The organism is Kitasatospora sp. NPDC052868 (assembly GCF_044547105.1).
Classification (GTDB): domain Bacteria; phylum Actinomycetota; class Actinomycetes; order Streptomycetales; family Streptomycetaceae; genus Kitasatospora.
This window is the reverse complement of record NZ_JBITZW010000002.1, coordinates 245,768-258,712: the sequence shown is the minus strand read 5'-3', so window position 1 is coordinate 258,712 and position 12,945 is coordinate 245,768. Positions and strand designations below refer to the sequence as shown.

Here is a 12,945-nt window from a genome sequence, read left to right as displayed (position 1 = left end):
TCGACTGCGCGCCGCACGGGTCGTCAGACCGTGTTGAGCCAAGTCCTAGCGCAGGTAGGACGCCAGGCCGGCCGGCTTGAGGCCGGCGGCGTCGGCGGCGGCCAGCGCGCGCTGGAGGTCGGTGGCGAGGGTGTCGGTCCAGTGGAGGAGGACGACGTCGCCGGGCTGGAGGGTGCCCGGGTGCCAGACGTTGGAGGCGCCCCAGCTGAAGTCGGCGTCGGCGGTGAGGACGGTCCGGATGCCGCAGTTGGCGGCGGCCTGGAGGGTGTCGGCGTTCCAGGCGAAGAACGGCGGGCGGAAGACCGTCGGGGCGGTGCCGAAGACGCGGGTCAGCGAGTCCCGGGCGTCGCAGATCTCGACCTGCTGCTCGGCGGCCGAGAGCGTGGTGAGGTCCGTGTGGGAGACGCTGTGGTCCTGGATGGACGAGCCGGCCACGGCGGTGACGCGCTTGAAGAAGTCCGGGTCGGTCCCGGCCGGCATCGGCAGCGGGAAGGCGGTGATCGGCAGCTTGTGGTCGGCGATGAACCGCTCGGCCTCGGGGGTCCGCTGCCAGCCGTCGTCCACGGTGAAGAAGACGACCTTGTCGGTGGTGGCGACGCTGCCGGCCAGGGTTGCCGGGGCCGGGGCGGGGCCGGACACGTGGACGTCGTCCACGGAGAACGGGCCCTGCTGGTACCAGCCGTGCACGTACAGCCGGACGGTGGAGGCGGTGGGGCCGGTGGTGAAGCGGGTGGTCAGCTGCTTCCAGCCGCCGCCGGTGGTCTCCGCCCACGCGGGGGCGACGTCCCGGCCGGTGCCGGTGGCGCCGAGGAACACGTAGGAGCCGCGCACCCAGGCCGAGGCGGTGTAGGTGGTGTTGGGCTGGACGGAGACGGTCTGGACGCACTCGCCGGTGGAGTCGCCGCTCACCGGCGTGACGGTCAGGGCCGAGCCGCCGGAGTGCGGGGCGGTGGTGCTGAGCGCCGCCTCCGCGGGGCCGCCGGCGCAGCGCCAGCCGGGGACGGAGCCCCAGTCGGCGAGCGAGGAGGCGGGGATCTCGAAACCGGGGTTGGTCGCCAGGTCGACCTGGCCCGGGTCGACCGCCGGGGCCGGGGCCGCGGTGGGGGCGGCGTCGGCGGAGGCGGGCGCGGCGAGCGCGAACACCGTGAGGGCCGCGCACGCGGCGAGCGCGGAAAGGCGCGAGGACATGGACAAGTGAGGACTCCTGCGTGGGGGACCGCACCCGTTGGGGAGGGTGCGGTATCGAGTTGGGGGCGCTCCCCGAGGGGCGGGAGCCGTCGGCGTGCCGCACTCAGACCGAGGCAAAACAATGGACTGGACCAGTCGGTCCGTCAAGGGAACGGAAGGTGAAGCGCCTCCATGTCCCTTCCGGCAAAAGGGACAAGACGGACCGTCAGGGCGCGTACAGCTCCTCGATGTCCTGTTCGTAGCGCTCGGTGATAGCCGTCCGCCGCAGCTTCAGCGAGGGGGACAGCAGCCCCTGCTCCAGGCTGAACTCCCGGGGCAGCAGGCGGAACGCGCGGATCGACTCGGCGCGCGAGACGGCGGTGTTGGCCGCGGCCACCGCCCGCTGGACCTCGGTGTGCAGCTCCTCGTCGGCGAGTACCGCCCATTCGTCCAGCTGCTCGCGTCCGTGGCTCTTCAGCCAGTGCGCGAGGGCCGCCTGGTCCAGGGTGATCAGCGCGGCGACGTAGGGGCGGTCGTCGCCCACCACCATGCACTGGGAGATCAGCGGATGGGCCTGGACCCGCTCCTCCAGCGCCGCGGGGGCGAGGTTCTTGCCGCTGCTGGTGACGATCAGGTCCTTCTTGCGGCCGGTGATGGTGAGGTAGCCGTCCTCGTCCAGGCTGCCCAGGTCGCCGGTGCCGAACCAGCCGTCGTACAGCGACTCGGCGGTGCACTGCGGGTGGTTGAGGTACCCGCTGAAGACGGTGTCGCCGCGCACCCACACCTCGCCGTCGTCGGCGATGGCGACGGTGGCGCCCGGCAGCGGGCGGCCGACCGTGCCCATCTTCTGCCGCCCCGGCGGGTTCGCGGTGATCGCGGCGGAGGTCTCGGTCAGTCCGTAGCCCGCGTACAGCTGGAAGCCGGCGCCGGTGAAGAAGAGGCCGAGCTCCCGGCCGAGCGTGGAGCCGCCGCACATGATGGCGCGCACCCGGCCGCCCAGGGCCGCGCGCAGCCGCTGGTAGGCGGCCCGGTCGTACGCCGCGTGCTGCAGGCGCAGCTTGGCGCTCGGGCCGGGGCCGCGGCCGAAGGCGCGCCGCTCGCGGGCGGCCGCCCAGTCGACGGCCACCTGGCGGGCCTGTTCGAAGAGCTCGCCGCGTCCGGCCTCCTCGGCGCCCCGCCGGGCCGCCTGGAAGATCTTGTCGAAGATGTACGGGACGGCGTGCAGGAAGGTCGGCCGCAGGACGGCCAGGGCGGGTAACAGGGTCTCGGTGGAGACCTCCGGGATGTGCGCGATCCGGAAGCCGCCGCGGATCGCCGCCACCTGCACCGCCCGGCCGTAGACGTGCGCCAGCGGGAGGAACAGCAGGGTGGACGGCTGGTGGCCGCCGGTGTCGTGGAAGACCCCGCCCCAGCCGCCGAGCAGGCTGTCGGCCTCGGCGGCCAGGTTGGCGTGGGTGATCAGGCAGCCCTTGGGGCGGCCGGTCGTGCCGGAGGTGTACACCACGGTGGCGATGTTCCCGGCGGCCACCCCGAGCCGCTGCCGGTGGACCAGGGAGTCCGGTACGCCGCTGCCGTCCTCCATGATCGCGGTGATGCAGTCGCGGTCCAGCTGCCAGATGCCGGTGAGGTCGGGCAGCGCGTCGCAGACCGCGCCGACCGTCATCGCGTGGTCCTCCTCCTCGACCACGCAGGCCACCGCCTGGGTCTCGGCGAGGATCCAGCGGACCTGCTCGGCCGAGGAGGTGGGGTAGATCGGCACCGGGATGGCGCCGATCGACCAGAGCGCGTAGTCGAACAAGGTCCACTCGTACCTGGTCCGGGACATCAGGGCGACCCGGTCGCCGTACCGCACGCCGCGGGTCAGCAGGCCCTTGGCGAGCGCCAGCACCTCGTCCCGGAAGGCGCGTGCGGTGACGTCCTGCCACGCGCCGCCGCCGGGCGCGGGCCGCGCCAGCTGGACCAGCTCGGGGGTGCGTTCGGCGGTGTCGTACAGCGAGTCGGCCAGTCCGCCGGTGGCCGGCGGACCGGCCAGGGCAGGGGTGGTGAACTCGCGCACTGTGCCCCCGTATCCGTCTGCGTCCTGCCGGTCGGACCCGTGCGGGCGTCCGGATCGGCGGCGCGCCGAACAGGTCGGGCAGGTGGAGCGAAACTATCGGATAGCTCTGTCACTGCCCAGGGTTGTGACCGTGACGCGACGAGATCGGCACCTGTCCGTATGGAGAGTGCCGTGGTGGGGGCCGGTCGGGGAGGTTCGGGGGAGGCTTCGGGCAGGCTGTGGAGGCGGGCGAATCAGGGAGGTCCGGGATGATCCGGACACGATCGGGGCGAGGGTGCGGAGACGACGGATTCGACCCTCGAACGAGTGGTCGGGGCGTAGTAGGCTCTCGCAGACCTGCGGCCGGAGGCTCCCGGCGAGGACCGACCCTGACCACCGACGATCGTCGAAGGCCGACCGCCACCCGACCCCACCCTCCCCGTCCGCGCCTGGCACTTCCCGACCGAGGACTCCATGCGTCTGCGCAGCAGCTCGATCCGCGCGAAGATCATCGCGCTGCTCCTGGTGCCCATCGTCGCGCTCACCGCCCTGTGGGCGTACGCGACGCTCGCCACCACGGGAGACGTCTGGGGCCAGCTGGAGGTCACCAGTACGTACAAGGAGTTCGGGACTCCGCTCGACCGGTACGCCGGGGACCTGCAGAACGAGCGCCGGGCCGCCGTCCAGCGGCTGGCCGACCCGGCGTCGGGAGCCGCGCGGGACGCCTTCGAGCGCGCCCAGGCGGCCACCGACCGGGACCTCGCCGTCCTGCGCGAGCGCAAGAACAGCGCGGGCGGCAAGCTGGACGCCGCGCAGCGCGGCCGCTTCCTGCAGATCCTCGCCGCCGCCGACCAACTCACCCCGCTGCGCGGCCAGATCAACCGCTCCGCGCTGAACTGGGAGTTCGCCCTCGGCCAGTACAGCGACCTGGTCAAGCCGATCTTCGGCTTCCGCTCCGCCTTCGTCGCCCGCCAGAGCGGCCAACTGCCCCGCCAGGGGACCATCCTGATCGAGCTGGCACGCGCCCGCGAGTACCTCGCGCAGGAGGACTCGGCGATGGAGGGCCTGCGCAGCGCCAAGAGCCGCCCGACCGCCGAACAGTTCCAGGTCGCGCTGGACGCGCTGCACAACCAGCAGGCGCTGTTCACCGTCTACGTCATCGAGTTGGACCCGGCGGACCAGGCCGACTACATCGCGCTGCGCGGAGGTGAGGCCTGGGCCGCGCTGGCCCGGGCCGAGGCGGACTTCGTGGGCGCCGGCGGTCCGGAGCGGGTGGTCCAGGCGATCAACGGCGACGCCTGGCGGGACACCGCCGACCGGGCGCTGGGCGACCTCGCCGCGATCAACACCCGCCTGGCCGCGGCGATCGCCGACCGCGAGCGCTCGTACGCGATCAACCTGCTCTGGCGCGGCGGTATCGCCGGTGCGATCGGCCTGGTCGCGGTGGTGCTGTCGGTGGTGATCTCCTACCGGATCGGCCGCGGCCTGGCCCGCGAGCTGATCGGCCTGCGCAACGCGGCGAACGAGCTGGCCGGCACCCGGCTGCCCTCGGTGATGCTGCGGCTGCGCCGGGGCGAGGCGGTGGACGTCGCGGTCGAGGCGCCGGAGCTGCAGTTCGGTCCGGCCGAGGTGGGCCAGGTCGGGCGGGCGATCAACGCGGTGCAGCGGGCCGCCGTCGAGGCCGCCGTCGAACAGGCCGAACTGCGGCGCGGGGTCTCGGCGGTCTTCGTCAACCTGGCCCGGCGCAGCCAGGTGCTGCTGCACCGCCAGCTGACCCTGCTGGACACCATGGAGCGCCGCACCGAGGACCCGGCGGAGCTGGAGGACCTCTTCAAGGTCGACCACCTCACCACCCGTATGCGCCGGCACGCCGAGGGCCTGATCATCCTGGCCGGCGGTTCGCCGGGGCGGGCCTGGCGCAAGCCGGTGCGGATGGTCGACGTGGTGCGCGCGGCGGTCGGCGAGGTGGAGGACTACGCCCGGGTGAGCGTCCGGCCGTTCCCCGGTACCGGGCTGCTCGGCAGCGCGGTCGCGGACATCACCCACCTGGTGGCCGAACTGGTCGAGAACGCCGCGGTGTTCTCCCCGCCGAACACCCAGGTCGCCGTCCAGGGCGAGGTGGTGGCGCACGGCTTCGCGCTGGAGATCGACGACCGGGGCCTCGGGCTGAGCGAGTCGGCGCTCGCCGAGATCAACGAGCGGCTCGCAGTGGAGCAGGAGTTCGACCTCGCCGACACCGACCGGCTGGGCCTCTTCGTGGTCAGCCGGCTGGCCCGGCGGCACGGCATCCGGGTGCACCTGCGGCCCTCGCCGTACGGCGGGACGACGGCCGTGGTGCTGATACCGCGCGAGCTCCTGGCGGAGGCCCCGGACGGGCTGCCCGAACCGCCCGCCGCCGCGGCCGCCCCGCGGTCCGCCCCGACCGGTGCCGGTTCCGCGAGGCGCGGGCAGCGGGACCTGGTGGCGGTGCCGGCGCTCGCCGACGCCCGTGCGCCGCAGACCCCGCAGAGCGGGCGGCACCGGGGGAGCAGCGGGCCGCGCCCGTCGGCGCCCGAGCCGGCCCGGACTCCGGGCGGTCTGCCGCGCCGGGCCCGGACCAAGGGCGGACCGGTCCTGGTCTCGGCGCCCGCCGGGGACGGCGAGTCGCCGGGGACCGGACGGCACCGCCGCGAGGACCTGGCGGCACAGGACGCCCCGGCCGTGGACGGCCTGGCGGTCGCGGACGGTACGGCCGGTGCGGATGGCACGGCCGCGGGCGCGAGACCCGTCGAGGACGTCAGACCCGGTACCGGTGCGGCCACGGGAGCGCTGCCGCGCCGCGTCCGGCAGGCGAACCTCGCCCCGCAGCTCAAGGAGCGCGCCGTCCAGGAGGCCGCCCCGGCGGCGGCCCCCGACCCCGCCCGCGAGCGCTCCCCGGAGGAGGCCCGGGCCACCTTCGCCTCCTTCCAGCGCGGCTTCACCCGGGGCCGTGGCGCGAGCGTCCCGGCACCGCCGGCACCCGCCCGTCCCGTCGCGGTGCCCGCCTGGGAGCCCCCGGACCCGTCCCGCCGCGCGATCGCCCCGGCGCCCGCCCCCGCGGCGCTGCCCGCGCCGCCCCCCGGAGCCACCGCGCCGCTCGTCCGGAGGATCCCCGCCGCGCCACCCACACCACGGGTGCGACCCGCACCCTTCGCTCCACCCGCACCACCTGCACCACGCGCTCCAGCGGAAGGAACAGATTCATGACCACTTCGACGCAGCCGTCCGGGGACCTCAACTGGCTCCTGGACGACCTGGTGGGCCGGGTCGCGGCCCTGCGGCACGCGGTGATCCTGTCCAGCGACGGGCTGGCCACCGGCGCCTCCGGCGGCCTCGAGCGCGAGGACGCCGAGCACCTGGCCGCCGTCGCGGCCGGCTTCCACAGCCTGGCCAAGGGGGCCGGCGGACACTTCAAGGTCGGCGGCGTCCGGCAGACCATGGTCGAGCTGGACGAGGCGTTCCTGTTCATCACCGCCGCCGGTGACGGCAGCTGCCTGGCGGTGCTGAGCGAGGCCGAGGCGGACATCGGCCAGATCGCCTACGAGATGGCCCTGCTGGTCAAGCGGGTCGGCGAGCACCTGGCCGCCGAGCCGCGAACGGCGACGGCCCCGCCGGGGAGATGAGCGGCCTGATGGCGGAGCAGGAACCGACACCGGGGCCGGACGACCCCGGCCGGGGCCCGGCGCAGGACGGCCCGGACCAGGACGGGCCGGACGGCCGGGACGCGGGCGACCAGGGCCCGAAAGGGCGCGACGGCCAGGACCACGACGGCCCGGAGCAGGACGAGCCCGACCTCGACCTGTTCCGGCCGCGCACCCCGGTCGACGACCGCTGGTTCGACGACGACGCCGGACCGGTGGTGCGGCTGTACTCGATGACCCGGGGCCGCACCCGGCCGGTCGAGGACGGCCTGTTCGACCTGATCTCCCTGGTCACCGCGGCCGAGCCCGGGCCGGCCGCGGGGGCCGTGCCCGCGCACGTGCTCGACCCGGAGCACCAGACCATCCTGGCCTGGTGCCGCCGGGAGCCGCTCTCCGTCGCCGAACTCGGCTCCTACACCGACCTGCCGGTCAGCGTGGTCCGGGTGCTGCTCGGCGACCTCTACGACGCCGAACTGATCAGCGTCACCCGACCCGTTCCGCTCGCCGAGCTCCCGGACGAGCGCCTGCTGCGAGACGTGATCAATGGACTCCGTGCGCTCTGACCACCCCGGGACCGCCATGACCCCCGCGACCGCCGCCACCGCCGACCCCTCCGGCGGCAACGACCGCGTCGGCGGCAACGACCCGCACTGGCGCGGCGGCCCGGCCGTCGCGGTGAAGATCCTGGTAGCCGGCGGCTTCGGCGCGGGCAAGACCACCCTGGTCGGCTCGGTCAGCGAGATCCGCCCGCTGCGCACCGAGGAGGAGCTGAGCGAACTCGGCCGCCCGCTGGACGACACCTCGGGTGTCGAGGCCAAGCGCACCACCACCGTCGCCATGGACTTCGGCCGGATCGACCTGCGGCCCGGGCTCGCGCTCTACCTGTTCGGCACCCCCGGCCAGGACCGGTTCTGGTTCGTCTGGGACGAGTTGGCGCGCGGCTCGCTCGGCGCGCTGGTACTCGCCGACACCCGGCGGCTGGCCGACTGCTTCCCCTCGGTGGACTTCTTCGAGCAGCGCGGCATCCCCTTCGTGGTGGCGGTGAACTGCTTCGAGGGCACCGAGGTGTTCACCCCTGAGGAGGTCCGCGACGCGCTCGACCTCGACCCCGGGGTCCCGGTGCTGCTGTGTGACGCCAGGCGCCGCGAGGACGGCAAGGAACTGCTGGTCGCGCTGGTCGAGCACGCGGCCGCGCGGCACCGGGGAGCCCCGGCGAGGGTCTGAGCCGACCCCCGCCGTCTCACCGGGCCGTCCGCATCCCGGACATTCGGCGACATGGAGGTTGCCTTGCCCGGCCCGGCGTGGAAGGCTCTGGGTCGAAGCCGCCCGGCCGTACCGTCGGGGCGCACCGGGAGCAGCAAGGGGGGGAGGGCACCATGACGACCACTGACCGTCGGTCGCCCGCCGTCACGCCCGCCCCGGTCCGGCCGCTCGCACCGGTCACTCCGGCGCTGACGATCCGCCGGTACATCGACCACGCGTTGATCTGCAGCGCCTGCTGTCGGTGACCGAGCGACCCCTCCCGGTCTGTCGGTAACCCTCCGGCATTCCGCCAACTCGTCGACCCGGACGCGTATTCCGGCTTGTCGGCCGGAAATCCCAGGCCCGCTTCGCGGAGAGCACCAGTGAACCCCGTACGTTCCATCCCTGCCGCCGCCGTTACCGTCTGCGTGACGGGGGCGACACAACCGGTGCGGTGCAACGGTCCGTTCACATGGTTGAATAGGCGCATGAACAACGTCGTGGACAGCAGCCGAGGTCGCTTCGACCTCGAGCCGTTCTGGCCGTCCCGGCAGCCGCACCTGTTCGACCAGACGTGTCCGGGTTCGCCCAGCGCGTCCCGGCTCTCCGCCCGCTGACTTCGGATCAGCCCCCGGCAGCACGCCCGGTCGACGCGCAGACGACTCCACCCCGTCCGTCACGCGCGAAATGAGCGGCATCATGTCCTCCTCCACGGCCACCCTTCCCCTCCCCGCCGCGACCCCGCACCTGCGGGCGGTCCGGTCCGTCCCCTCGACCGCCGACCGCTGGCACGGCGGGGCCGCCGCCCCGCAGCACTCGGCCGCCCCGCAGGCCCCCGCACCCCAGGCGCCGCAAGCCCTGCTCGCCGCACTGCCGGAGGGTGCGGCCGTCGTCGCCGCACTGCCGCAGGGCGCACTGTCGCAGGCCCTACTCGCCCAGTACGGCGCCCAGTTCGGCGCTGCGGCCGGAAACCCGATGGTCGGCTACCTGGTCCTGGTGCCCGCCGAGGACTCCCCGGCCCAGGCGCCCGCGACCCCGGCCGCTCCCGCCCCGACCGCTCCCGCCGCTGCGGCCGTCCGGCCGGTCCGGCCCGCCGGCCGTGGCATCAGCGTGGACGTGGAGCGCCGCAACGCCTACGTCGACGGGCGGTTGCTCGACCTCACCTACCTGGAGTTCGAGCTGCTGGCCCACCTCACCGAGCACCCGCAGCGGGTGCACACCCGCGACCACCTGGTCTCGGCGGTCTGGGGCTACGGCCACGTCGGCGACGGCCGCACGGTGGACGTCCACGTCGCCCGGCTGCGCCGCAAGCTCGGTGTCGCCTACCGGGACAGCATCGTGACGGTCCGTCGGGTCGGCTACAAGTACACCCCGGTGGCCTGACCCGCTGCGAACCCTGTGCACCGGCCCGGCGTTCCCTGGTGAGCGCCGGGCCGGTGCTCGTGTTCTGACGTCACGTCAGGCATGGTGGTGAAAAGGGGAATCGGCGAAGGTCAGGCCCGGTGCTCCGGCGGCAGCAGCAGGACGGCCAGTGCTGCCGCACAGGTCCGCGCATGCCCGAGGAACCAGTCCAGCCGGTCGTCCGTCAGATGGGCCGGCGTCGAGCGGACGGCCAGGGCGAACCGGGCCTGTCCGGCGTGGTCCAGCACCGGGACGGCCGCCGTGCGGACCCCGGTGGCCGACTCGCCGTCGTTGAGCGCGTGCCCGGCGGCCCGGACCTTCGCCAACTCCGCGGCCAGCAGCTCCGGTTCGGTGATCGTCCGCGGGGTGAAGGGTTCCAGCGGGCCGAGCGCCGCCGCACCCGGGTCCCCGGGGCGCGGCCAGGCCAGCAGCACCTTGCCCAGCGCGGTGGAGTGCAGCGGTCGGCGCAGCCCCAGCCCGGTGTCCGGGCGGACGGAGGCGCCGACCAGGATCACCGCGTGCGGGCCGCTGCGGATCGCCAGGTCGGCGGTCGCGCCGGTGCGCCGGGAGAGCAGGTCGAGTTCGGGGGCGGCCAGGTGCAGCCCGCGCTGGTGGAAGCTGAGTTGGCCGAGTTCGGCGACCGCCGGACCGAGCCGGTAGCGGGCGGTCTGCCCGTCCTGCTCCAGGAACGCGGCGCTGACCAGCGTGCGGGCCAGCCGGTGTGCGGTGGAGACCGACAGCCCCATCCGGCGGGCCAGATCCGAGGCGCTCAGGTCGGGGCCGTTGTCGTGGAAACAGTGCAGCAGTCCGAGCGCGCGCTGGACGGCCTGGGCGCCGGCCGGCGGGCTCTGGGCGGCGGTCGCGGCCTCGGCCATGGCACCTCGCGTTCTGTCCGGGGCTCCGGCGGGTTCACCGAAGCCCTTCCAGACTATGGCAGCCGGTGCTGCGGAATTGTGTCGATGGCGTTGCAATGGGATGGCGTTCATGAACAACTGATCCCACCATGTGGCAAAAGCTTGCTTCGCGCTCCCGGGCCGTGGAACGCTCGGCACATCGCACCGGACGGCCAAGGCCCGGTGCCCGGATGACACCCCGACAGGAAGGAGCAGCGCCGTGACGACCCACCGGTGCCCCGCCTCCTGCCCCTGTTGTCGCTGACGCACACCGCGTCCGACGACCTCCGCACACCCCGCGCTCTCCCATCGCCCTGTGCCGCGCCGCGCCCGCGCACCCCCAGCCGCAGAGGAACCCGCCACCGTGCCCAGCCACGCCCGCAGCACCGTCCAGGCCGCCCCGGACACCCTCTGGTTCACCCGCTGCCCCGTCCCCACCGCCACCGGCATCGCCGCCGACCAGGGCCGGCTCGCCCGGGAGTTCGCGGCCGACGGCATCACCGTCCGCTCGCTCCAGGACGCCCCGCCCGAGGTCGCCGCCGACCACCACTACACCCACGCGCTCCCCGGCCTGTTCCGCGAGGGGGGCAACGTGCCCGCGCTGTGGGCGCGTTCACGCGGTGAGCGGACCAGGCTGGTCGGCCTCACCTGGATCGAGGAGCGCCAGGTCGTCCTGGTCCGGGCCGGCAGCGGCATCACCGGACCCGGACAGCTCCGCGGCCTGCGGCTGGCCGTCCCACGTCATGGGATCGGCATCGACTTCTGGCGGGCGATGGCCCTGTCCGGGCTGCACGGTGCGCTCGCGCTCGCCGGGCTCACCCTGGACGACGCCCGGCTGGTCGACGTCCCGGCCGCGCCCGGCGGCGGACAGTGGGCCGCCGAACTCGCCGCGCTGCGGGACGGCACCGTGGACGCCGTCTACGTCAAGGGTGCGCTGGCCGTCGAGGCGGCCCGCCGGATCGGCGCCGAGGTCGCGGTCGAGCTGGACACCGCGCCGGACCGCCGTACCCGGGTCAACAACGGCACCCCCAGGCCGGTGACCGTCCACCAGAGCCTGCTGGAGAACCACCCCGACCTGGTCACCCGCTTCCTCGCCGTCCTGCTCGACGCCGCCGACTGGGCCGCCGAACACCCGGCCGAGGTGGTCCGGATCCTCCAGGCCGAGACCGGCGCCGGCGCCGAGGGCGTCGCCGGGGCCTACGCACCGGGCAGCCACCGGACCCTGCACCTCGACCTCTCCGAGGAGCGCCTCGGCCTGCTGGAGCAGCAGGAGCGCTTCCTCCACCGGCAGGGCTTCCTCGACGCCGCCGTGGACATCCGCGGCTGGGCCGACCCCGAGCCCCTGCGTGCCGCCCGCGCCCTGCTGGACCGCCGCCGCAGCGCCGAGCACGGATAGCGACCGCCGGGCGGCAGATGGTGATATCCGTCATCTGTCCGCCTCCGCCCGCTGCTCACCGCCCGCTGCTCACCGCCCGTCATCCGTCAGACCCGCCCCTGGCTGACGCACCCGTCTGGAGTCGACCGTGAAGACCCACCGCCTCGCCCTCGCCGCCACCGCACTGCTCGCCACCACCGCCCTGGCCGCCTGCGGCTCGTCCACCGACGGCGCCAAGGCCTCCGCCGACGGCGGAGGCAAGGCCGAGGTGGTACTGCGCCTGCCCGACCCGGGCAACAACGGATTCCTCGCCCTCGGCAAGAAGGACGGCTCGCTGGACCGGGCCCTCGCCGCCGTCCACGCCAAGGTCGCCTGGACCGGTAGCGCCGGGCCGTTCGCCCCCGCCGCCCAGGCGCTCTCCGCCGACCAACTGGACGTCGCCCAGGGCTCGATCACCTCGGCCGTCGCCGCACTCGCCCAGAAGCCCGGCTTCAAGCTGTTCGCCCAGACCGCCCCCGACGGCGTCGGCGAGGGGATCCTGGTGAAGAACGACTCCCCGATCAAGAGCGTCCAGGACCTGGTCGGACGGAAGGTCGCCGTCTCCCAGGGCGGCACCAGCGAGTACCTGCTGCTCAAGGCTCTGGCGAAGAACAACGTGCCCGCCGACAAGGTCGAACGCGTCTACCTGCGGGCCGACCAGACCTCGGGCGTCTTCAACTCCGGCCAGGTGGACGCCTGGGCCACCTGGAACACCTTCTCCACCCCGTCGATCGCCAACTCCGGCGCGCACTTCCTGGTGGACGGCAAGGAGGTCGGCTCCGACAACTACGCCGTCTGGGCGGTCCGCAACGGCTTCGCCGAGAAGCACCCCGAGGTGGTCGGGGCCTTCTACACCTACCTGCACGAGAACGGGCTGAAGGAGAAGGCCGACCCGGCCGGCTACCTCAACGTCTTCACCGACTCCGGGCCGACCGCCGTCACCGCCGCCGAGAAGGACGTCGCGATCAACGTGGTCAAGCAGGGCGCCACCGCCGATGCCATCTCCGAGGCCGACACCGCCCGGTTCGCCACCGTCGCGGCGTTCTTCGCCGACCAGAAGGTCACCAAGCAGCTGGTGGACGTCAAGCCGTACCTGATCGACGTCAACGGGCTCGTGGGCGGTGCCAAGTGAGC

12 protein-coding genes are annotated in these 12,945 nt (G+C 74.0%); 9 read left to right on the top strand and 3 right to left on the bottom strand.

Going from position 1 to position 12,945, the window contains the following annotated elements:
* Positions 1-45: 45 nt before the first annotated feature.
* Positions 46-1,188, bottom strand: coding sequence for a polysaccharide deacetylase family protein (locus ACIGZJ_RS04785; protein WP_396455936.1), 1,143 nt, complete (start codon positions 1,186-1,188; stop codon positions 46-48).
* A gap of 205 nt (positions 1,189-1,393) precedes the next feature.
* A complete protein-coding gene (locus ACIGZJ_RS04780) occupies positions 1,394-3,223 on the bottom strand; it encodes an AMP-dependent synthetase/ligase (protein ID WP_396455935.1) in 1,830 nt (609 codons plus the stop codon).
* A gap of 453 nt (positions 3,224-3,676) precedes the next feature.
* On the opposite strand from ACIGZJ_RS04780, the gene ACIGZJ_RS04775 reads away from it, so the two are divergent.
* The 7 genes from ACIGZJ_RS04775 (at position 3,677) to ACIGZJ_RS04745 (ending at position 9,486) form a co-directional block, all read left to right on the top strand.
* On the top strand, positions 3,677-6,427 hold the full coding sequence (locus tag ACIGZJ_RS04775; protein WP_396455934.1) for a nitrate- and nitrite sensing domain-containing protein: 2,751 nt from the start codon (positions 3,677-3,679) through the stop codon (positions 6,425-6,427).
* Positions 6,424-6,843, top strand: a complete 420-nt coding sequence (locus ACIGZJ_RS04770) for a roadblock/LC7 domain-containing protein (RefSeq protein ID WP_387945850.1) — start codon at positions 6,424-6,426, stop codon at positions 6,841-6,843. The genes ACIGZJ_RS04775 and ACIGZJ_RS04770 overlap by 4 nt, the downstream gene beginning before the upstream one ends.
* A gap of 251 nt (positions 6,844-7,094) precedes the next feature.
* The gene (locus ACIGZJ_RS04765) at positions 7,095-7,424 is read left to right on the top strand and encodes a DUF742 domain-containing protein (RefSeq protein WP_396456229.1); all 330 of its coding nucleotides are present in this window, start codon (positions 7,095-7,097) and stop codon (positions 7,422-7,424) included.
* A gap of 16 nt (positions 7,425-7,440) precedes the next feature.
* Positions 7,441-8,085 (top strand): GTP-binding protein, encoded by a 645-nt coding sequence (locus ACIGZJ_RS04760; RefSeq protein WP_396455933.1) that lies wholly within the window; start codon positions 7,441-7,443, stop codon positions 8,083-8,085.
* A 152-nt stretch (positions 8,086-8,237) separates the two neighbouring features.
* The gene (locus ACIGZJ_RS04755) at positions 8,238-8,369 is read left to right on the top strand and encodes a hypothetical protein (protein WP_396455932.1); all 132 of its coding nucleotides are present in this window, start codon (positions 8,238-8,240) and stop codon (positions 8,367-8,369) included.
* Positions 8,370-8,591: 222 nt separating this feature from the next.
* Complete coding sequence (locus tag ACIGZJ_RS04750; RefSeq protein WP_387945856.1) at positions 8,592-8,720, top strand: hypothetical protein; 129 nt, start codon at positions 8,592-8,594, stop codon at positions 8,718-8,720.
* A gap of 82 nt (positions 8,721-8,802) precedes the next feature.
* The gene (locus ACIGZJ_RS04745; protein ID WP_396455931.1) at positions 8,803-9,486 is read left to right on the top strand and encodes a winged helix-turn-helix domain-containing protein; all 684 of its coding nucleotides are present in this window, start codon (positions 8,803-8,805) and stop codon (positions 9,484-9,486) included.
* A 110-nt stretch (positions 9,487-9,596) separates the two neighbouring features.
* Here ACIGZJ_RS04745 and ACIGZJ_RS04740 read toward each other — a convergent pair whose 3' ends face one another.
* The gene (locus ACIGZJ_RS04740; protein ID WP_396455930.1) at positions 9,597-10,379 is read right to left on the bottom strand and encodes an IclR family transcriptional regulator; all 783 of its coding nucleotides are present in this window, start codon (positions 10,377-10,379) and stop codon (positions 9,597-9,599) included.
* Positions 10,380-10,761: 382 nt separating this feature from the next.
* Between ACIGZJ_RS04740 and ACIGZJ_RS04735 the strand changes: the two genes are divergently transcribed.
* Positions 10,762-11,793 (top strand): ABC transporter substrate-binding protein, encoded by a 1,032-nt coding sequence (locus ACIGZJ_RS04735; protein ID WP_396455929.1) that lies wholly within the window; start codon positions 10,762-10,764, stop codon positions 11,791-11,793.
* Positions 11,794-11,920: 127 nt separating this feature from the next.
* A complete protein-coding gene (locus ACIGZJ_RS04730; protein ID WP_396455928.1) occupies positions 11,921-12,943 on the top strand; it encodes an NrtA/SsuA/CpmA family ABC transporter substrate-binding protein in 1,023 nt (340 codons plus the stop codon).
* The last annotated feature ends 2 nt before the right edge of the window (positions 12,944-12,945 follow it).

Excerpts from the sequence above, each read along its gene's own strand:
- ACIGZJ_RS04785 (WP_396455936.1), bottom strand. The coding sequence starts at position 1,188 with ATGTCCTCGCGCCTTTCCGCGCTCGCCGCGTGCGCGGCCCTCACGGTG.
- ACIGZJ_RS04775 (WP_396455934.1), top strand. The coding sequence starts at position 3,677 with ATGCGTCTGCGCAGCAGCTCGATCCGCGCGAAGATCATCGCGCTGCTC.
- ACIGZJ_RS04770 (WP_387945850.1), top strand. The coding sequence starts at position 6,424 with ATGACCACTTCGACGCAGCCGTCCGGGGACCTCAACTGGCTCCTGGAC.
- ACIGZJ_RS04765 (WP_396456229.1), top strand. The coding sequence starts at position 7,095 with ATGACCCGGGGCCGCACCCGGCCGGTCGAGGACGGCCTGTTCGACCTG.
- ACIGZJ_RS04760 (WP_396455933.1), top strand. The coding sequence starts at position 7,441 with ATGACCCCCGCGACCGCCGCCACCGCCGACCCCTCCGGCGGCAACGAC.
- ACIGZJ_RS04755 (WP_396455932.1), top strand. The coding sequence starts at position 8,238 with ATGACGACCACTGACCGTCGGTCGCCCGCCGTCACGCCCGCCCCGGTC.
- ACIGZJ_RS04750 (WP_387945856.1), top strand. The coding sequence starts at position 8,592 with ATGAACAACGTCGTGGACAGCAGCCGAGGTCGCTTCGACCTCGAGCCG.
- ACIGZJ_RS04745 (WP_396455931.1), top strand. The coding sequence starts at position 8,803 with ATGTCCTCCTCCACGGCCACCCTTCCCCTCCCCGCCGCGACCCCGCAC.
- ACIGZJ_RS04740 (WP_396455930.1), bottom strand. The coding sequence starts at position 10,379 with ATGGCCGAGGCCGCGACCGCCGCCCAGAGCCCGCCGGCCGGCGCCCAG.